This is a genomic window from Winogradskyella jejuensis, from assembly GCF_900129745.1.
Taxonomy (GTDB): Bacteria; Bacteroidota; Bacteroidia; order Flavobacteriales; family Flavobacteriaceae; genus Winogradskyella; species Winogradskyella jejuensis.
Map to the genome: position 1 here is coordinate 709,206 of NZ_FQWS01000001.1, position 19,667 is coordinate 728,872.

Here is a 19,667-nt window from a genome sequence, read left to right on the forward strand (position 1 = left end):
CTTTTTAATCTTTCTTCAAGGTCACTTCTACTTTTGTACCTGCATCTTCAGTATTCTGATAATCATCAATAGTAACACCGATTTTATCTTTATACATGTCATTAAGTATTTGTATACGCTTCTTAATGTTACTTAACCCTTTAGAATTGTGCTTCTTCTGATTTTCGGTTTTTAAAGACTTAGAGCGTTCTCTACCAATCCCGTCGTCTATAATTGCTATGGTAATTTCATCTTCAGATTTTGGTTTTATTTCAATCTTTAAAATTCCTTTTTCAGCCTTGTAACGCAGTCCATGCCATACTGCGTTTTCTATGTAAGGCTGCAACAACATCGGCGGGATTTCGTACGCTTCAACATCTATACTTTTATCGATATCAATCACATATTCAAACTTATCCTTAAACCTGAAATGCTCTAGCTTAGTGTATAATTCCAAAAGTTCTATTTCCTTTTCAAGCGGAATAAAATCTTCTTCACTATTCTCTAATACCGCACGCATTAAAAATGAAAAGTCTGATAGGTATTTATTTGCTGTACGCTCATCATTTGAAGCAATAAAACTATTAACTGAGTTTAGCGCATTGAAAATAAAATGCGGATTCATCTGACTTCTCAGAGACTTTAGAGCCAATAAATTATTTGCCAAACGTTGTTGTTTTATATACTTATATGTAAAATAGGCAGCAATAAGAAATAAAGCTAATCCACCAATTAATGAGTAAATAATAATCTGCTGGCTTTTGTTGCGCTCTTCTGTAAGTTCGTAACGACTTCTACTTAATGCCCTATCGTTTTCTAAACTGGTAATTCTATTTTGACTCTCTCTAATATTACGTGATGTTCTGGTAGCTTGAGATATTTCTTGCTGTTTTTTTAGATATAATTCATCTACAGAGGCCATAAAGGCTTCGAACTCAGTTTTTGCTTTATCATACTCTCCTAAACTCTCAAACACATCTACTTTACGCCTTTGAGCATCTTTTTTTACTTCTAAATCACCTCTTTTATCTGCTTCTAAAATACTCTCATCTAAATACGGAATGGCTTCATCAAGCTTATTTTGAAGTATAAGGGCATTACCTATTTTATAGTTTTGCTTCTGCGGTGTTAACGGACTTTCATTAGAAATTATAGAGTCTGTTTCAATGGTTTTAACATCTTCTACGACTTGTTTTCTCAATGAAATTTCGTCATCATAATTTTTGTTTTCATTATTAAACTCTGCTACAGTAACCTTCTCTTCTATAGCTCTTTTTTCGCCTTCACGTTTTGCCAAACGCATAGAATTATTGAAAAACTTCTTAGCTTCTACAGGATTTCCTTTAATATTATATGCCTGAGCTATTTTAGAATTTAAGTCTGTAACTTTTGGCTGAATATTATTGTTATCTGCAACTTTAAGCCCTTTTTTATAAGTCGTTATTGCAACTGAGCTATTGTTTGCTTTAAGATGGGCATCTCCTAGTCCTTCATAGAATTCGGTTTGTTGATAATTAGACAGCGTTGTTACATCTATTTCATTGTAAGTCTTAATCCCTAAACTTGCGTTATTATTTGCCACATAGGCTTTAGCAAGCTTAAGCTTAGTCTTTCCGTCATCGACATTTTGCAAAGCAATTTTGTAATTAGCAATCGCTAAGTCATATTGCCTCAAATACATATACAGGTTTCCTAGCGTAACATAGGCTTCTGCATTTTGAGCTTGTGATAAGCTTTTATCTAATGCATCTGCAATAAATTGAACACTACGTTCCGCATCAATTTTTAAATAGGTGTCTGCAGAGTCTATAAGCTGATTAAAGGTTTGAATATCTCTTTTTCTAAGTTCCTTAGAACTTGGTCTTGGGTCTTGTGGTTCAACCTCTATAAGAATTCGGTCATTGCCCTTAATGGTGTAAAACCTTGTTTGAAAATCTTTGTGACTCACCATTAACTGATCACCTATTTTTACTCTTATCTTAAAATTTCCATCATATCCTGTGGTTGAATAAGACCCTCCATTGACTTGAATAGCGACTTCAGAAATAGGCTTATAGGAATACTTCTCACGTACAGAACCTCTTACAGTGAAGTAAGTATCTTGATTATCCAAAGTACCAACCTGGCCTACAACTTCGAAAAACGATAGACTAAATATCAAGTAAAGAAAAAAAGTTTTGAACTGTATATCCACGTATTAAATCCTAATTTTCAATAAACTTACATTCTTTAATTGAGTTTAAAAAATGAAGAAACCAAGATTAAGAGCTATTAGCATATAAAATAGTAGACTTTACTAGTTGAAGACATGGTTTCACTCATTCAAAACAGAAACACAGACATTATTGTTTTTTTATTAAAAAAGCCTCAACTTTAGAAGTGAGGCTTGTACTATTAGTTAATTGCAGGACAATTACATTCATATTTTTCTCGTCTACAATTAAAGTTGTAGCCTAAAGTAATTTGATGAAATCCTCCAGTATTGAAGTTTATTGTATTTGCTTGATATGAGTACGTGTAAGCGAAAGTAAACTGATTGTAATCTACACCTATAAAAGGTGTAAAGTATTGTAGCTTTTGGCTACTTACTGTATTTCCTTCTAAAAACTGAGCACCATCAAGACTACGTCTGTAAGATAAGCCTCCCCAAACTTTTCCAAAATCTACCTCGCGGTAAGCTTTGATATTTACATCTATAGAGGACTCCTGTGTAGCATCTCTATACATATACATTAAAGACGGTTCGAAACTCCAATCACTTCCATATTTCTGAAAAACGTTTCCTACTGATAGTAGATATGTTCTTAAGTTATTAAACTGAAATCCTTGCTCATTAAAATTGATTCCATCATTATTCAAAATATTTTTAGCTGTAACATGTGCATAAAAATCTAAGAAATGGTAAGACATTCCTACATCTATATTAAAGTTTGTAGCACTTTGCTCTATACCAGCAATAAGTTGGTCAAAATCTCCTGGCGCTAAGAAACTCGTTTCATCTAACTTATATTGAATAAAACCTGCACTTAAACCGAAAGAAATCATATTTAAATCAACTTCGTTACGAGATAATAACAAATGGTGTGCGTATGTAATATAAGCGCCTGTATTAGAATGGAAACCATTCTCATCATTATAGACAATAGCACCTATAGCTGAGGGACCATCACCTATTCTGCTGTGAGCGCTTAAAGTTTGTAAGCTAGGTGCATCATCTACACCAAACCATTGCTGTCTTGCAGTTAATCTTACTTTGGCACAATTAGCCACACCCGCCATTGAAGGATGTATTAGATAATAGTTGTCTGTAAGGTAATCTGAGTAAACAGGCATCCCTTCTTGGGAAAATCCTAATAAAGATAACATTCCTATTAAGGCAACTAAATATGTTTTTTGTAATCTCATAAGTTTATCGTTTCAATGTAAAATGGGCTCGTTGCTGTTTTAATTCATTTGTTAATGGCTCAACATACTCTACTGTAAACCAATAGTCGTCTGTTGGCATTTTATTGCCTTGATAGGTGCCATCCCATCCTGGGCTTGTAGGACTTAACTGTTTCATCAGTTTTCCGTAACGGTCAAATATATAAATTTTTGCACTAGGTTGTGTGTCTATTCCTACGATGTTCCATGTATCATTACTGCCATCTCCATTTGGTGTGAAAAATAATGGATAATCTATGACTAAAACCGTATCAGAACCTATACCACAGCCATTAATATCTCTAGCATATACAGTATGATTCCCTGGAGCCACATTTTCGAACGTCCCATTGTCTTGCCATGGCCCGAGGTCTAGACTATATTCAAAATCTCCTACATTGGTTGTTGTAGCTTCAATGGTATGATTTCCTGCAAAGGCTTGTGATGTTACCTCAGCCACTACAACTGGCAATTCGCTTTCAAGTACAATAGCTTCATCCATGTTAGTACAACGCGTTAATGTAGAAGTTGTTATATCCGTAACTAATACACTATATGTTCCGCCCTGAGTTGGGATGAGGGTTGAGCCGGTTTCAGTAGGTAAAACCGCACCATCAAGACTCCACTCAAAACTATAATCAGTAGCAGATAAACCTGTATCTAAAACTGGAGGAACTGGCACAACTTCAGAACCGTTTGTAGTTATACACAAGATATATAATTCATCTAAATCAAATTCTGGGAGTGGATTAACTCTCAGCGGTATAGGTTGAACCTCAAAACATAGGTCTGGTGATATATTGTTACTCACTCTTACCCAAATGGTCTGTGGATTAGTTAAGTTTTCGTATAAGAATGGTAGAGGCGATTGATTATCACGTGCGTCCTCTTCTGAAAAATGATAAGTAATTGTATAATCCGCAGGGTCTTGACCATCTAGTATTTCATCTTGTAAAAGGGCTAAATTAAACTGAGCCACACCATCATTCTCAATATTATCGTCACAAAGCTCAAAATCTAAAGGCTCTCCATCTGGATTAGCCTGAGCACCTTCAAAAACATCTAAAAAGAACGAGCCTGTACTATTAGAACACCCTGTAGTGGTATTTGTTATTGCAAAGAAAATCTCTTGAGGGTCTACTGTATTGGTAAATAAATCTGGCTGCGGATTGGCTAAATTATCTGCATCTAATTGGTTTATGTGAAACGTTACATTAAACATAGCTGGGTCTTGCCCGTTTAAAATTTCATCTCGTTTGTCTCCTAAATTAAAGTCAAAGATAAAGTCTGTATTCACCTCGCACTCTTCTAAAGGTGTGACTGCTATTACTTCTGGTAACGGATTTACAGTAATATCAAAATCTACAATAGCAAAACAACCTGTAACTGTATCTACAACCCTTATATAAATAGTTTCGTTTGTATTAACATTATTATAAGCTGCTGGCGTTGTTATTTCATTGGCTAATACGTTATTAAGCGCATCGTTATAATCTGTAAAGTATGTTGCTGAAAGATTGGGTTGACCATCAAAAATAAAGGCTTCATTTTGTGTTAAATCAAACTCTTCAGAAAGGTCTCCGATGGTTACATCGTCACAGAGTACCATGTCAACTGATTCTGTATCTGTCCTAGGCGTTGGATTAGTAGTTCTCAATTCAAAATCACCAATAAATTGACATTCCTCATTTGCATCATTTTCTACCCTGTAGAAAATAGTTTGTGTAAATGGAAATGCAGTGTTAATATGATTTGAAGGGTCTGGAATAGCATTTAGCTCACCCAAAGCGTCAGTAACTGACTCGTAATATGTAACATTAACGTTTTGACCTACCGGGAATAATGCTTCGATTAAGCCTGTTGCCGAACTAAAATCGAATACGGTGATTCCATCAGTAATATTATCATCAACACGTGTATCATCACATTCTTCAAAAGGTGGAATTACAAATCCAGGTGGTGTTTGGCTAGTATCTACATATAAATTGAGCTGTGCTATTCTAAAACAGCTTGTATTATTCTCTACACGAACATATAAAATATCTGGAGCTGCTGAAGCATCTGTATTTGGATAAGCCAACTCATTAGTTATAGGATTTATCTGGTTTTCCGCATCTGTCATAGATATATAATAGGTAAAAGTCTCGGCAGCAAAGTTGCTAGAAATTTCATCATTTGCCTCTGTAAGGTTAAAGAATGATAAACCATCTGCAGTATTATCATCACATTGTCTTATGTCTACACTTGCAGTTATTACAGGTAGCGCATCAACTTGCAATGTAACTTCTGAAGTCGCAAAGCAGTCGATATTACTATTGTTTTGCACTCTTGCATAGATAACCTGTGAATTTGCCGTCGTATTTGTGTACAGGTTTGGTAATGGATTTAGGCCCATCATAGCATCTGTATCACTAATATGATAGCTAACTGAAAATTGTGTTGGGTCTTGTATTCCTAACACCTCTAAATCTCGTGTAGATAAGTTAAACTCAACTCTACCATTGGTATCATCGCCATCATCAGCACTATCACAAAGGGGATATATTACATTCTCTGCAGTAACCGAAGTAAACACCTCTAGTTCAAACATATCAGTAACAACACATTGCTCTGTAGTAATATCATCAATACGAATATAAATCATCTCACCATCTGTACCATTGTAGTTCGTAAGGTTGGATATAGGATTAGCTCCCGTATCTGCATCTGCTTGAGAGTTATGATAGGTAATGGCAAACTCCGCATCACTCTGTGAACCAAATACAATTGGTGTGTTTTGCGCTAAATTAAATACATCGACGCCAGATGTACTACAGCCCGCTAAGTCTATAGCAGGCGAAACTATTCTTGGACTATTTCTAAACTCTACCAAGATAGAGTCTGAAGTAGAACAACCTGGGGCAAACTCCACATCTACACTGTAAGTCCCAGCTTCTGTAACTGTAAGCGTTGGCCCATCTCCTGCACCAGCGATTGGCATCCCATTAAAATACCAAGTATGTGTAGCGTCTGGTGCTTGGGTATCTAAGGTCACGTCTTCTAAAACACCACAGGGTGCAGTACCCGCTGCTAAAGTGATATCATCTCCTAAATCACCACCAAGATTAAAACTACCTGCTTCTATAAATATGGCTGAATCAAATGTTGCATCCGCAGCACCTAAAAATCCATCTGCCACTACTAATTTTATTTCGTATGTAACGTTAGGTATAACTGTTGCGGTCGCAGTTAAGACTTCTGTTCTTCCAAAATAGTTTGTTGCACCTAAATTTTCTCCAGCAAAAAACATAGGATTCATTGAGCAAGAAGGTTCGTTAGTTATATTGGTAACAGATACTGGCGTAATTCCGTCGGGTAAAACCGCCAGGTTTTGATATGGAGCTCCACTACCTACAACGCGAAGTAAGAAAGCAAAAACATCAGAATACTGGCATTCAAAGTTACCAATATATTCTTCTGACGCCATAACATACCTAAAACTGATATTATCTGTGGTTGGAGTAAAATCAAATTTTATAAAATTAGCATCAACATTATTTGGTAGACCTAAATTTGTAATATCTATATCACTACCAAAACCATTGTCTTGACTTGGATCCGCTCCAGGGCCTGGTGGAATAAATGTATTTCCTCCTCCGAATGCGTTACCATTAGTAATTACAATACCTTCGTCGAAAGGAAAATCAGTTCCGCCTCTAGTAAAATATCCATAACTTTTAGATGTTATATCTGCTGGACCACCGAATACTTGAGACTGGAAATTACTAACGGCAGAACAACCACCAGTAACCAATACATTTTCTATAAGCTCACTTGGTAAAAAATAAGATTCTGGAAATGCTGCATTATTTATGGTTACAAACGGCGGTGCAACCACAACTGTTATAGTTACAGTATCAGAGCACCCTAAAGGGTTATCGTCAGAAGCTGTAAATGTTACATTATATGTACCAGAAGTATTAAACTGATGGGACGTATTTAAGGTATTGGCTGTACCACCTGTGCCAAAATCCCATAAATAGGTAGCATTAGCTCCAGTATCGGAAAAAGTAGCACTAACATTAAAACTTACTGTTTGACTAGGTAAAATTTCTATTTGGTTGGTTACTGTATTAATAGCTGGCGTAGTACTATCTATCATTGCCGTAATTGTCTGACAAGGCGCAGCACATTCTATAGTAGCTTCCCAACCTATCGTATTACCAAAACCGTTAGAGGAGAAACTAACCGTTAAACACCCTGAAGGATGTGTAGATGACACTCTTCCTGGACTTACAGTGCCCGAATAATTATTAATTACTGGTGATGCTGTACTATCTCCGTCGTAAATGGTTAGGATATCAGAACCTGCTTGTGTACTAAATCTAGTAAAGTCTAAAATAATGACTTCTCCAGGTGTAGTGGGACAGATGGTAATTGTGAAATTTTCGTTAGAGCCATAACTTCCAAACTCCCCTCCAGTATCGAAGAAACGATCTGGAGCACAACGATTAAACGTACCATTTTGCATGATTAAGTCTTGAGCAGAAGTTGCGATAGACACAAATACAAAACCTATAAAAACTAAGGTTTTTACAAAACGACTTGAGTAATTTTTCTTCATCATTATAACCCATATTTTCAATGGGTTCGAAATTTAAGGATTTTATACGACTTGATAAGTTAAAATTGTTAAGTAATACCGTTTATCAGATTAAGTAACAAAGGCTAAAACTTTAGTTAAACAGATAACGTTTCATTTTCTGTTTTCATATTTTTGCAAAAAAAAGAATGATTCCTACAGAAATAACAATACAAACCACATCTAACGATGCTATTATAAAGTTTGAAGCTGACCGTTTTGTCACCCAACACAACAGCTATGAGTTTAAAAATATTGATGAAGCCTCAAATTCGCCCCTAGCTCAACAATTATTCTACTTACCGTTTGTAAAAAAAGTATATATCGCTTCTAATTTTATAGCTATTGAGCGTTATAATATTGTAGAATGGGCAGATGTGCAAGACGAGGTTGCCGAGCAAATTAAAGCTTACCTTAATTCTGATGCACCAGTAATTAAAGAAGAAATAGCCCAACCTAAAAACGCCGTCACTGTTTATGCAGAAAGCACACCAAACCCAAGTGTATTAAAGTTTGTATGCAATAAAGCATTGGTTGGTCAGATTTGTGAATTCTCTTCTATTGATGAGGCTAAAGATGCACCAATGGCTACTGAATTGTTTCAGTTTCCGTTTGTAAAACGAATTTTTATGGATAAAAACTACATCTCCATTACCAAATACGATGTTGCGGAGTGGGATGATATTACGACCCCGATAAGAGAATTTATAAAATCTTATGTGGAAGAAGGAAAGCCTGTTTTATCAAAACCTATTTCCCAACAGAAAGAGGTACAAGAGCAGAAAACAGAGACTAGCTTTGAAAAACTTGATGACACCTCTAAAAACATTGTAAACATATTAGAAGAATATATAAAACCAGCTGTTGCTAGTGATGGCGGTAACATTGAGTTTATATCATACGACGACACTTCTAAAAAAGTAGAAGTACTGCTTCAAGGTGCTTGCAGTGGTTGTCCTTCATCTACATTTACGCTTAAAAACGGCATTGAAAATATGCTAAAAGAAATGTTAAATGACCAAAATATATCTGTTACTGCGGTAAATGGTTAAATTCTAATTTCTTAACTTTGAGATAAACAGTATTAATCTTAAAAAAGTGAAGAAAATGGCAGTTTTAAAAGTTATCGAAGTCTTATCTAATTCGGAAAAAAGTTGGGAAGACGCCACAAAAAAAGCAGTAAAGGAAGCTTCAAAAAGTGTAAAGAATATTCGCTCTGTTTATGTCCAAGACCAAAGTGCTATCGTAAATGATGGTGAGGTTGTGGAATTTAGAGTTAATGTAAAATTAACTTTTGAAGTTAAGTAACCACACCTTGGCATCATTTTTGTTAATGTTTTATTAAATCTACAAAAAATGATATGCACTAATTATTAAAATGCGTTGATTTGACCTTTAAGATTTAAAAAGTAAAAATATTAACACATAAAAATATCAACTATGAGAAAATCAATTTTAACAAGCCTTTGTATTGCAGTATTTAGTTTATTCACTTACGGGCAGGGCCTTACCAGTATTGATGTGGCATCTGAAAAACTTTACATGTCATCAGACGTTAGTAAACCTGTGAATGCCCTTGGTAGTCCTTATGTAAACAAAAACTTCTTGCCTGTTAAAGTTAAAGGCTATGACGATAAATTGTTTACTGGCAGATTCAATGCTTACAATGGTGAAATGGAAATAAACCTTGGCACTAAAATCATTGCTTTAGACAAAAATAAACCTTATGAGGTTATTTATACTCAAAACAATAAGATTTACAGAACTTATAATTATTCAACACCAAGCGGAATTGCTAAAAATGGTTTTTTAAATGTTGTATCTGAAACTGAAGGTTATGCTTTTTTAAAGGAAGAATTAATTAAATATTACGATAAAGTACCTGCTGCAACAAGTTACCAACAAGATAAACCGGCAAAATTCAAAGAAGAGAGTCCAAATTATTACCTTAAAAAAGCAAATGTGATTAGACCTTTTCCAACTAAGAAAAAAGATTTACTAAAATCTTATCCTAAGGATGCTAAAAAAATAAAGTCTTTCTTAAAAGAAGAAAATATTTCACTTAAAAAGGAAGAAGATTTAGTAAAATTAGCTAGATATCTAGCAAGTCTATAAAATATTATATGTATTTTGTGTAAAGATGGTCTTTTAACCATCTTTTTTTTTTCACAAAATTCAAAAAAATAATGAATACACAAGATTGGATTGACAAAGGTTATGACCTTATATTATCGTTTGGTCCTAAATTAATAGGCGCATTTTTAATATGGATTATAGGAGTTTTCATAATTAAACTAATAACTAGAGGTGTTAAAAAGGCACTTAATAAAAGTAATTATGATGAAAGCCTTCAGAAATTCCTTGGAAACTTAGTTAAATGGTCATTAAAAGTAATACTTATCGTCGTTGTTTTAACAACAGTTGGTATTGCTACAACCTCTTTTGCTGCTATTTTAGCCTCTATAGGCTTAGCTATAGGACTTGCATTACAAGGGTCTCTTGGTAATTTCGCAGGTGGTGTTTTAATTATGATTTTTAAACCTTTTAAGATTGGAGATTTAATTGAAGCTCAAGGTCAGATAGGTGTCGTAAAAGCAATAGAAATATTTACGACAAGGCTAACTGGTTTATCTAACAAAGAAATTATTTTACCAAATGGAAATCTTTCTAATGGAGCCATAGTTAACTATACAGCAGAGGGTACACGACGTGTAGATTTAGTATTTGGAATAAGCTATGATGCCAATATTAAGCAAGCTAAAGAACTCTTTATGTCTGTTGTAAAATCTCATCCTTTAGTTTTGACAGATATTGAGCCCACTGTTGATGTTTTAGAATTAGCCGATAGCTCTGTTAATTTTGCTGTACGCCCATGGTGTAAAGCCGAAGATTATTGGCGCGTCTATTTTGATATTACAGAGAATATAAAAATAGCACTAGATGAAGCAGGTATAGAAATACCATATCCTCATCAAGTTGAAATAAAAAAACAAGGCTAAATTTTTTTAGATTTTATAGCTACAAAATCTTTCAAATAGTAAGGTTCAAAATAAGCGACGTTCTCAAAGTCGCTTATTTTGTATTTATCATTTGCTATTTTTCCCATCGTAGAAGCTGAAGGTAAATTACCGTCAATAAAAACTGCATTTGAGTGAGTGATAATCTCTTTTGTTTTTTCGACTCCATTACCGATAAAATGGACTTTACCATTTTCTAATTCAGTATTAAAACTATGACTATCTAAAATTTGTGCTTCAATACCTCTAACTAAATTATAATCTGAATCGATAATTGCTGAATACACTTCCATACGCCTTGCATCGAGCATTGGTATAATTAAACCATCATCAATATAGACTTGGTGAGCTAGTGCCTCGAGTGTTGACACAGAAATTAATGGCTTATCTAGAGAGAAACAAAGTCCTTTTACTGTAGAAACTCCAATTCGTAGACCAGTGTAAGAACCTGGGCCTTTACTAATGGCTACTGCGTCTAAATTACTCTTAGAGACACCTGATTCATCAATCACTTCTTTGATGAAAAGATGTAATTTTTCAGCATGTGAATAACCCGCGTTGTTATCCTCTTTTAAAACCAAAATCTCCTCATCTTTAGATAAGGAGACTGAACAATTGGTTGTACTTGTTTCTATATTAAGAATTAGAGCCATATCTATTCTTCGGAATCTTCTTCTTTGGATTCTTTAGACTTGTCTTTATCTTCAACTTTATCACCTGGTTTCAAGGTTTTAGACACCATATTGTATGGTCCTGTAATAATCTTATCCCCTTCTTTTAAACCTGAAACGATTTCAATGTTAGTATCATCTTGAATTCCGGTCTTTACCACTCTAAGTTTAGCAACACCATTATCATCTACAAAAACACACTCAAACTTCTCCTCTTCATTAGAAGTTGAAGATTGTTTCTCTACTTTTTTACCATACGCCTTTTTAGTTGAACTTGTATCTGTTTTTATAACAATAGCACTTATAGGCACTGCAACGGCTTTTTCTCTTTTGTCAGTTATCACGTCAACAGTCGCTGTCATACCAGGTCTAAATGGTGAGTATGATTCTGGCTTACCATCTGTTAACTCAGCATAAGATTCTTCCAAAATTCTAACTTTTACTTTAAAATTAGTGACTTGGTCTGCTGCTAAAGTCCCTGCGGCAGAATTTGCTATCTCTGTAACAATACCTTTAAATTCTTTCTTTAAGTAGGCGTCGACCTCTACGATAGTAGTATCGCCAATATTAACCTTTACAATATCATTCTCGTTAACATCTACTTCAACTTCCATATTGTTAAGATTAGCTACACGTAAAATTTCGGTTCCGGCCATTTGTTGCGTACCTACAACACGCTCACCTAGCTCTACATTAAGTAAAGAAATGGTTCCACTCATTGGTGCGTAAATTGTTGTTCTGCTAAGATTGTCTCTTGCCTCATTAACTGTTGCTCCTGCACTTTGCACACCATAATATGCTGAACTTCTACTTGCTTGCGCCGTTTCGTAAGTTGCAATAGCTCTATCCCAATCAGCTCTAGAAATTACACCTTTATCAAAAAGAGCTTTACTTCTTTCGTAGTCTGCTTTTGCTTGCTTTAGCGAAGCTTCCGCTTGCTCTAAGCCTGCTTTTACATTTTGATAAGATGCTTGAGAACGATTTAAAGCAGATTGAATTAAATCTGGATTAACTCTAACCAACAAATCCCCTTTTTTTACTTGCTGCCCTTCTTTGAAAGGCAATTCTAATATTTCTCCTGAAACTTCACTAGAGATTTTTACCTCTACTTCTGGCTGAATTTTACCCGTTGCAGAAACAGTTTCAACAATCTCTTTAAGTTCAACGGCTTGCGTTGTGACTTGTTTGAAATTTCCTTTTTTGCCAAATAGTCCTGATGACTTCCCTACTACGAGAAGTAATAATAAAACGCCGACAATAATAAGTGTTATTTTTAATCCTTTACTCATCTTTAAAATTTTAATTCAGTAGCTGGTATTCCGAAAAACAGTTCTAAAACTTTAAGTCTAAAAATGTAATCGTACTTAGTTCTATTGAGGTTGATTTTTGAATTATCGTATCTTAATTTCGCTTGACTAAAATCAAACGCGTTAGTTAAACCTTCGTCGTATCTAGCTTTTGCGTACTCATAGGCTAACTCTTGTGATTCTAATGCTGACTCAGCAGCTTCATAAGCCTTTAGCGTTCCTCTTGCGTCTATATAAGCTTGATAAACATTAGACTCTAAGTCTAATTCTGCTTGTTCTAATTGGTATTTACTACGCTCTAAATTAATCTTATTTCGCTTTACATTTGCTTTTGTATTCCAACCATTAAATATAGGAACGTTAAGACTAAACCCATAGCGAATACCATCATTAATGTATAATTGATCAATAAAATCTCTAGGATCTCTGTTTGTAAAACGTGTATCGTAGCTTAAAAAAGCATTTACTGTAGGTAACAATCCTCCTTTAGCAATTTGAACATCTTTTTCTGCTAAAGCCACATTCTGCTCCGCTATTCTGATCTCTGAACGATTTTCTTTAGCGTTTTGAATAATTTCTTCAATTGATTTATCTGAAATAGAATCTACTATACCATAGCCTTCATCTTCAATATCAAAAGTTTCATAGTCTTTTATTAAAAGTGTTTGCGCTAATGATATTAAAGATAATTTTATTTGGTTTTCAGCATTAACTATCGATTGCTGCTCTCCAGCGTCAGTAGCTTTGATTTCCAACAAATCACCCTGAGGAAGTGTGCCAACTTCGACTAATTGTTCTGTTTGCCTTATTTGTTGTTTAGTTACTTCATTTTGGGATTTCAAAACCTCTAAATTCGCTTTATTTAGAAGCACAGTTAAATAACTATTGGCCACTAAAAGTGAAATATCATCTTTCATTCGAGACAAACGGTACTGGTTTGCTAGTTTAGAAATTTTTGCACGTTGAGCTTGCCTCACATTTCTAAGTCCGTTAAAAACGGTGTATCCAACATTAACACCTCCACTTGCGGAAAGGAACTTAACCGTTTCTGGCTGGTTTGTAGCAGGGTTAAATCCTAGACCTATACTTTCACTTACTCCTGCTGAACCGCTAAAAGATGGTAAGAAGTTACCTAACGCTGTTAAAGCTTCTATATCGGTAGCTTTTAAGTCTAACTCGCTTTGTTTGATTGAAATATTATTTTCTAGAGCATACTCAACGCATTCTTTGAGCGTCCATTTTTTTTGTGCGTTTGCAGTAACTCCTAAAAGTAAAACTGCTATAATGATGATTGATTTTTTCATAATTATGTTATATGTCTTTACAAATGTTAAAGTGTTACAGAAATTAGAATTAATTTCTTCCAGCGTATTTTGGTGGTCCTTGTAGCTGGTTCCAAACTTTGATTTTATCGGCTTCTGTTATACCCTTTTTTACTTCAACAAAAATACCGTTACTAATACCCAATTCTACATCCCTTCTTTCAAATTCTTGGTCGCCCACTTCTATCTCTACATAAGGCTTTTTTGTTTCAGCATCATACTGTACTAGCGCTTCTTTAATCGCCAAAACATTTTCAGCTTTTTCTAGAATAATAGAAGCATTAGCACTAAGACCTGCTCTAATAAATGTTTGTGTTGAGTCTAACTTCTTTAAAGAGCCTTCTATTTCGAATTGAATAGCCCCATTTTCTGCAACCCCTTTTGGCGCAATATAATCTAAGACAGCATCGAATTTTTGGTTTTCAATAGCTCCAACAGTAATTTCTAATGGCAATCCTTCTCTAATTTTACCCACTTCACTCTCGTCCACTTTTCCTTCAAAAATCATTTTTGAAATATCTGCAAGAGAAGCAATCGAAGTCCCTTCATTAAAGTTATTGGCCTCTATAACTTGATTTCCTTCTTTTACCGGAACGTCTAAAACCATTCCTGAAACTGTAGCCCTAACTTGTGTTTGTGCTATATTTCCTAGCCCAGATGTCGTACCTGTTTTAATGATATCGTAATTTTGGCGTGACTGCTGAACATCAATTCTTGCTTGCTCTACACGCTGTTTTGCCTGTAAGTACGTATTATTAGATTGATCAAAATCATTTGCAGAGATAACACCTTTATCAAACAATTGTTTTTGTCTTTCGTAAAGTGCTTTTTGTGTTTTAAAATTTATCTCTGCTGTTTCTAAAGCATTTCTATTTGAAGCAATATTGTTTTTTGCACTAGTTAGTGACGACACGTTAGGAATTACTCTAATCTTTGCAATTAGGTCACCTTGCTTTACAAACTCTCCTGCTTCTACATACACTTCTTCAATAACTCCAGAAATATTTGGCTTAATTAAAATTTCTTCTTCTGGAACAATACTTCCTGTTGCAACAGTATTAACAACGATAGTTTGAGTTGATGCGTTCTGTGTTGTATATGTTACTGGGTCCTCTTGATTTTTATCCCATAAGTAATAAAGCGACCCTGCAAAAACAAGGACAATTACAATTAATACAATAACAGTGGTGGTTCTTTTCATAATAAATATTTACTAGTAATTTTATTCTATTCTTAATGCGTCAACTGGTTTCATTTTAGTTGCTCTATTTGCAGGTATTAACCCTGCCAAAACACCTGCTAAAACTAAAATGGTTAGTGCTACGACAACAACGGTCATACTTACACTCGGGTTTGCAAAATTTTCTACTGGACCTACACTATCTAAAACAGAGTTCATCCCCCATATAACAAAGGCCGCAAAGGCAACACCCAACATTCCAGAAAGGATAGTCAATATTAAACTTTCTTGAAGAATTTGACCCTTAATCATCCACGGTGTCGCGCCTAAAGCACGTCTCACTCCAATTTCCTTGGTGCGTTCTTTTACTACGATTAGCATAATATTATTTATACCAATTACCCCAGAAGCAAGTATTAAAATACCTACGAAATAACCGACGATTGCAAGTATGTTGAATAATCCATTAATACGGCCAAAGGCTTCAGCACGATCAAAATGACCAATTGCTCTATCGTCATCTGGATGAACGTTTTTACGTGATTTGATGATATCGAAAACACGCTCTTTAATTGATGTTATACTGAAACCATCTTTTGCAGTAATTGCCATCCAGCTTACGCGATCTCCATAGTTGAATGCTTGATTAAATGTCGTAAAGGGAATAAATACGGTATTTGCTTCTTCTTCGGAGTCGCCTTGAGAATTGGTGATTTTAAATGTGCCAACTACTTTAAAATTAACACCATTAATCTTTATATAACTTCCAATAACCGCTTCGTCTTTATCGTAAAGCCCTTTAACAACATCTGGTCCGATAACACATATTTTTCGCTTAGCGTTAATATCAGAATAGCTTAAAAAACGTCCTTCTAGAATATCCATAGGCTTTTGTTTAATAAACTCTGGATAATCTCCGTAGATTTGAAAAGCCCCAGTTTTTGTTCCTCTTATAACATTGTTTGCGCCTTGGTAACCACCAAGAGAATTTCGTGGTGAGATGTATTTTAATTCTGGGATTTCTGCACGGATAGCCTCTACATCAGATATTTTATACTGTAAGCGCTTACCTTTGGGAATACCTTTGTAAGAAATTGAAGTTCTTTGGCTCCACATAAACATAGAGTTCGTGGCAAAATTTCCAAAATCGGATGTTACGCCATTTCTTAAACCATTGGTTAAGGCTAATAACAATACCAAAATGGTAATTCCCCAAAATACCCCGAATGCTGTAAGTGCGGTCCTTACCTTATTGGCATTAAGTGCTTCTAATATTTCGTCCCAACGGTCTTTATTAAACATATTACTCGTCTCTTAGTGCTACTATTGGTTTAATTTTTGCAGCTCTGTATGCAGGCAAAAATCCTGCAAAAGCACCAGCTATTACTAAAATAAATACAGTAGTAATTGCTGTGCCGAAATCTACTTGTGGAAATTTTATAAAAGGACTATCTACATATGGGCCTGCAATTTCTAGTACGGCCAAACCAGCGATTAGCCCAAATAAACCAGAAAACATAGTTACAAAAATTGCTTCTTGTAAAATCATTCCGATTATAGATGCTGGTATAGCACCAAGAGCTTTACGAATACCTATTTCTTTTGTGCGCTCTTTTACAATAATTATCATAATATTACCTACACCAACTACACCTGCTATAATAGTCCCAATTCCGATAAACCAAAATACAGCTTTAATAGTGTCAATCAATGAATATATTTTTTGTGCTTCTTCTAAGGTGTTGTTTACTCGTATGGCTGCTGTATCATCAGGTGCAATTATGAGTTTTTCTTTTAAATCTGCCTCAATAGCTTCAGTTACGTTCTTAGAAAGTGCTACAGCTTCATCAAAATTTTCGGACATCTTTACCGTAAAAGACATGTTTCTGATGTTATCACCTCCATTGAATGCTGCGCGTGCAGACGTTAATGGCAGAAATACTTGACTTTCTTCACGCTCTCCACCTGGATCGAAATAAACGCCTACGACTTTATATGGGATACCAAATATTGATATATATTTTTCAATCGGATTTTCTGCTTTAAATAAGTCTTGGCTAACTTTATTTCCGATGACTGCGACCTTTCTGTTATCGTTTACATCAGAAAAATTTATGAATCGTCCCTTTCCAATATCAGCATTTTCGATAAATTGATTGTCTGGTAAAACGCCTTGAACACGGTAGTTTCCAGTTTCGTTTTTATAAGCCACCTGACCGCCCCAAATACTGTAGTTCGCTGTACGGTATTCTAAAAATTCATCATAATTATTGGACACCATCGCAAAATCCTCATCTTTAAGCTGAATTCGACGTCCTGGGTTTAAACCTTTGTAACCTTTTGTCGTGATTCGTGTTCGTACGAAAATCTCATTAGTAGCATCTTGCTGAAATTCTGAAGTTACACCATTCTCTATACCAGAACTAAAGCCTAGTAGGATTACTAAAATAAAAATACCTGAAGCCACAGATAAGCCTGTTAAAAATGTACGGAGCTTATTTTTCCTGAGTGTTTCAAATATTTCTTGCCAACGCTCTACATTAAACATACTGTTTTGCTCTTACTTGTTCTACTGGACTATCATCTATAATTATCCCATCTTTGAGGTTTACGATTCGCTTAGTCATGTGCGCAATATCATCCTCATGTGTGACAACTAAAATGGTTTTTCCTTCATCATTAATACCTTGTATTAAATCCATAACCTCATAAGAAGTCGTTGTATCTAATGCACCTGTTGGCTCATCTGCCAACAATACTTTTGGCTCACTTGCCAATGCTCTTGCAATAGCTACACGTTGCTTCTGACCACCCGATAGCTCGCTTGGTAAATGATGTCCCCAATCTGCAAGACCTACTTTTTCTAGATAATGACGTGCTTTTTCTACACGCTCTTTACGAGCAATACCTTTATAAAACATAGGCAAAGCCACGTTATCAACTGCAGATTTATAATTTATAAGATTGAAAGACTGAAATATGAATCCAAGAAATTCGTTTCGGTATTTTGCCGCTACTTTTTCATTTAGATTTTTAATAGGCACTCCATCGAGAACATAACTTCCCTCATCTGCTTCATCTAGCATTCCTAAAATATTGAGTAAAGTTGATTTTCCTGAGCCAGAAGAGCCCATGATTGAGACTAATTCACCTTCTTTTACGTTGAAATTTATTCCCTTCAATACATGAAGTGAATTACTACCCATATGGTAGGATTTGTGCAAATCTTTGATTTGAATCATAGTAAAGATGGTTAATTCCCTGCAATATTAAACAAAAGCCTAACTGGTTAGTGCTAAGTATTTGTTAAGAATTAACATTTTGATTGATATTTATAAGACGTCTAAATACCAATATTGTTACAGTAGAATGCTTTAATTTATTCTTCAGGTTTAGCTCTGAAAAATTTTCTGTAAACTATGTAACCTATTCCACCAACTAAGATGTAGGGAATGGCCATTAAATAAACGATTCCGTCATTAATACCCTGAGCTGCAGATTGACTTTCTTCACTTTCTAGTACAGCACGGCACATGGCACATTGCGAACTACTCTCCCAAAAAAGGAGAACCAGAAACAAAAAGAAAACAATTTTAGTTCTCATTGATAGTAAGGTGAAATCATTAAATAAACTACAACACCTGTTATAGCAACGTATAGCCATAACGGAAATGTGATTTTAGCAATCTTTTTATGGCGTTTTATATTATTGGTTATAGCTCTAACATATGTTACCAAGACAAAAGGAATAACAACTATGGATAGTAAAATATGTGTAATTAAGATGAAAAAATAAATGTATCTAATAACACCTTCTCCACCAAACTTTGTACTATCGCTAGTCATATGATAAGCCACGTACATCACCAAGAACGATACTGATAACGCGATGGCAAATTTCATCAAGTTTTCATGCAATTTTCTATTTCTCTTTTTAATAGCTACTACAGCAGCAATCAATACAATTGCCGTTAGAGCATTAACTGAAGCGTAAATTGGCGGTAAAAACGTCAATGGCTCAACATCAAAACCAAGTCGTCTAAGATTAACCCCAAATAAAGCCGCTACAGCCACAGGAATAATAATAGATAGTGCTACAATCCATTTGTTGTATTTCTTTTCTTTTTCAATGTTTATGTCGCTCATT

General features: G+C 34.9%; 16 protein-coding genes. 4 read left to right on the plus strand and 12 right to left on the minus strand.

Annotation, left to right across the window (positions count from 1 at the left end):
* Window positions 1-4: 4 nt before the first annotated feature.
* The 3 genes from BUB95_RS03450 to BUB95_RS03460 form a co-directional block, all read right to left on the minus strand.
* Window positions 5-2,140: a histidine kinase gene (locus BUB95_RS03450; RefSeq protein WP_073083094.1), complete on the minus strand. Its 2,136-nt coding sequence runs from the start codon at window positions 2,138-2,140 to the stop codon at window positions 5-7.
* Window positions 2,141-2,373: 233 nt separating this feature from the next.
* Window positions 2,374-3,384: a PorP/SprF family type IX secretion system membrane protein gene (locus BUB95_RS03455; protein WP_073083097.1), complete on the minus strand. Its 1,011-nt coding sequence runs from the start codon at window positions 3,382-3,384 to the stop codon at window positions 2,374-2,376.
* 4 nt (window positions 3,385-3,388) lie between these two features.
* Window positions 3,389-8,008, minus strand: a complete 4,620-nt coding sequence (locus BUB95_RS03460; RefSeq protein WP_234969234.1) for a choice-of-anchor L domain-containing protein — start codon at window positions 8,006-8,008, stop codon at window positions 3,389-3,391.
* Window positions 8,009-8,172: 164 nt separating this feature from the next.
* Between BUB95_RS03460 and BUB95_RS03465 the strand changes: the two genes are divergently transcribed.
* From BUB95_RS03465 to BUB95_RS03480, 4 genes are all read left to right on the plus strand, one after another.
* Window positions 8,173-9,075: a NifU family protein gene (locus BUB95_RS03465; protein ID WP_073083103.1), complete on the plus strand. Its 903-nt coding sequence runs from the start codon at window positions 8,173-8,175 to the stop codon at window positions 9,073-9,075.
* Between the two features lie 55 nt (window positions 9,076-9,130).
* Window positions 9,131-9,331, plus strand: coding sequence for a dodecin family protein (locus BUB95_RS03470; RefSeq protein WP_073083106.1), 201 nt, complete (start codon window positions 9,131-9,133; stop codon window positions 9,329-9,331).
* Between the two features lie 132 nt (window positions 9,332-9,463).
* Window positions 9,464-10,138 carry a hypothetical protein gene (locus BUB95_RS03475; protein ID WP_073083108.1) on the plus strand — a complete coding sequence of 225 codons (675 nt, stop codon included), beginning with the start codon at window positions 9,464-9,466 and terminating at the stop codon, window positions 10,136-10,138.
* 71 nt (window positions 10,139-10,209) lie between these two features.
* On the plus strand, window positions 10,210-11,022 hold the full coding sequence (locus BUB95_RS03480) for a mechanosensitive ion channel family protein (protein ID WP_073083111.1): 813 nt from the start codon (window positions 10,210-10,212) through the stop codon (window positions 11,020-11,022).
* Here BUB95_RS03480 and tsaB read toward each other — a convergent pair.
* The 9 genes from tsaB to BUB95_RS03525 form a co-directional block, all read right to left on the minus strand.
* Window positions 11,019-11,693: a tRNA (adenosine(37)-N6)-threonylcarbamoyltransferase complex dimerization subunit type 1 TsaB gene (tsaB, locus tag BUB95_RS03485; protein WP_073083115.1), complete on the minus strand. Its 675-nt coding sequence runs from the start codon at window positions 11,691-11,693 to the stop codon at window positions 11,019-11,021. The two genes, BUB95_RS03480 and tsaB, sit on opposite strands and share 4 nt — an antisense overlap.
* A gap of 2 nt (window positions 11,694-11,695) precedes the next feature.
* On the minus strand, window positions 11,696-13,000 hold the full coding sequence (locus BUB95_RS03490; RefSeq protein ID WP_073083118.1) for an efflux RND transporter periplasmic adaptor subunit: 1,305 nt from the start codon (window positions 12,998-13,000) through the stop codon (window positions 11,696-11,698).
* A gap of 2 nt (window positions 13,001-13,002) precedes the next feature.
* Entirely contained in the window at window positions 13,003-14,322 is a 1,320-nt protein-coding gene (locus BUB95_RS03495; RefSeq protein WP_073083122.1) for a TolC family protein, read from the minus strand.
* Between the two features lie 49 nt (window positions 14,323-14,371).
* A complete protein-coding gene (locus tag BUB95_RS03500; protein WP_073083125.1) occupies window positions 14,372-15,541 on the minus strand; it encodes an efflux RND transporter periplasmic adaptor subunit in 1,170 nt (389 codons plus the stop codon).
* Between the two features lie 21 nt (window positions 15,542-15,562).
* Window positions 15,563-16,822 carry an ABC transporter permease gene (locus BUB95_RS03505; protein ID WP_073083128.1) on the minus strand — a complete coding sequence of 420 codons (1,260 nt, stop codon included), beginning with the start codon at window positions 16,820-16,822 and terminating at the stop codon, window positions 15,563-15,565.
* Between the two features lies 1 nt (window position 16,823).
* Window positions 16,824-18,068 carry an ABC transporter permease gene (locus BUB95_RS03510; RefSeq protein ID WP_073083131.1) on the minus strand — a complete coding sequence of 415 codons (1,245 nt, stop codon included), beginning with the start codon at window positions 18,066-18,068 and terminating at the stop codon, window positions 16,824-16,826.
* Window positions 18,061-18,762 carry an ABC transporter ATP-binding protein gene (locus BUB95_RS03515; RefSeq protein ID WP_073083139.1) on the minus strand — a complete coding sequence of 234 codons (702 nt, stop codon included), beginning with the start codon at window positions 18,760-18,762 and terminating at the stop codon, window positions 18,061-18,063. Before BUB95_RS03515 ends, BUB95_RS03510 begins: the two co-directional genes overlap by 8 nt.
* Window positions 18,763-18,899: 137 nt before the next feature.
* Window positions 18,900-19,124, minus strand: coding sequence for a hypothetical protein (locus BUB95_RS03520; RefSeq protein WP_073083143.1), 225 nt, complete (start codon window positions 19,122-19,124; stop codon window positions 18,900-18,902).
* Window positions 19,121-19,666, minus strand: coding sequence for a DUF420 domain-containing protein (locus tag BUB95_RS03525; protein ID WP_073083146.1), 546 nt, complete (start codon window positions 19,664-19,666; stop codon window positions 19,121-19,123). Before BUB95_RS03525 ends, BUB95_RS03520 begins: the two co-directional genes overlap by 4 nt.
* Between the last annotated feature and the right edge of the window lies 1 nt (window position 19,667).

Excerpts from the sequence above, each read along its gene's own strand:
- BUB95_RS03455 (WP_073083097.1), bottom strand. The coding sequence starts at position 3,384 with ATGAGATTACAAAAAACATATTTAGTTGCCTTAATAGGAATGTTATCT.
- BUB95_RS03460 (WP_234969234.1), bottom strand. The coding sequence starts at position 8,008 with ATGATGAAGAAAAATTACTCAAGTCGTTTTGTAAAAACCTTAGTTTTT.
- BUB95_RS03465 (WP_073083103.1), top strand. The coding sequence starts at position 8,173 with ATGATTCCTACAGAAATAACAATACAAACCACATCTAACGATGCTATT.
- BUB95_RS03470 (WP_073083106.1), top strand. The coding sequence starts at position 9,131 with ATGGCAGTTTTAAAAGTTATCGAAGTCTTATCTAATTCGGAAAAAAGT.
- BUB95_RS03475 (WP_073083108.1), top strand. The coding sequence starts at position 9,464 with ATGAGAAAATCAATTTTAACAAGCCTTTGTATTGCAGTATTTAGTTTA.
- BUB95_RS03480 (WP_073083111.1), top strand. The coding sequence starts at position 10,210 with ATGAATACACAAGATTGGATTGACAAAGGTTATGACCTTATATTATCG.
- tsaB (WP_073083115.1), bottom strand. The coding sequence starts at position 11,693 with ATGGCTCTAATTCTTAATATAGAAACAAGTACAACCAATTGTTCAGTC.
- BUB95_RS03490 (WP_073083118.1), bottom strand. The coding sequence starts at position 13,000 with ATGAGTAAAGGATTAAAAATAACACTTATTATTGTCGGCGTTTTATTA.
- BUB95_RS03495 (WP_073083122.1), bottom strand. The coding sequence starts at position 14,322 with ATGAAAAAATCAATCATCATTATAGCAGTTTTACTTTTAGGAGTTACT.
- BUB95_RS03500 (WP_073083125.1), bottom strand. The coding sequence starts at position 15,541 with ATGAAAAGAACCACCACTGTTATTGTATTAATTGTAATTGTCCTTGTT.
- BUB95_RS03505 (WP_073083128.1), bottom strand. The coding sequence starts at position 16,822 with ATGTTTAATAAAGACCGTTGGGACGAAATATTAGAAGCACTTAATGCC.
- BUB95_RS03510 (WP_073083131.1), bottom strand. The coding sequence starts at position 18,068 with ATGTTTAATGTAGAGCGTTGGCAAGAAATATTTGAAACACTCAGGAAA.
- BUB95_RS03515 (WP_073083139.1), bottom strand. The coding sequence starts at position 18,762 with ATGATTCAAATCAAAGATTTGCACAAATCCTACCATATGGGTAGTAAT.
- BUB95_RS03520 (WP_073083143.1), bottom strand. The coding sequence starts at position 19,124 with ATGAGAACTAAAATTGTTTTCTTTTTGTTTCTGGTTCTCCTTTTTTGG.
- BUB95_RS03525 (WP_073083146.1), bottom strand. The coding sequence starts at position 19,666 with ATGAGCGACATAAACATTGAAAAAGAAAAGAAATACAACAAATGGATT.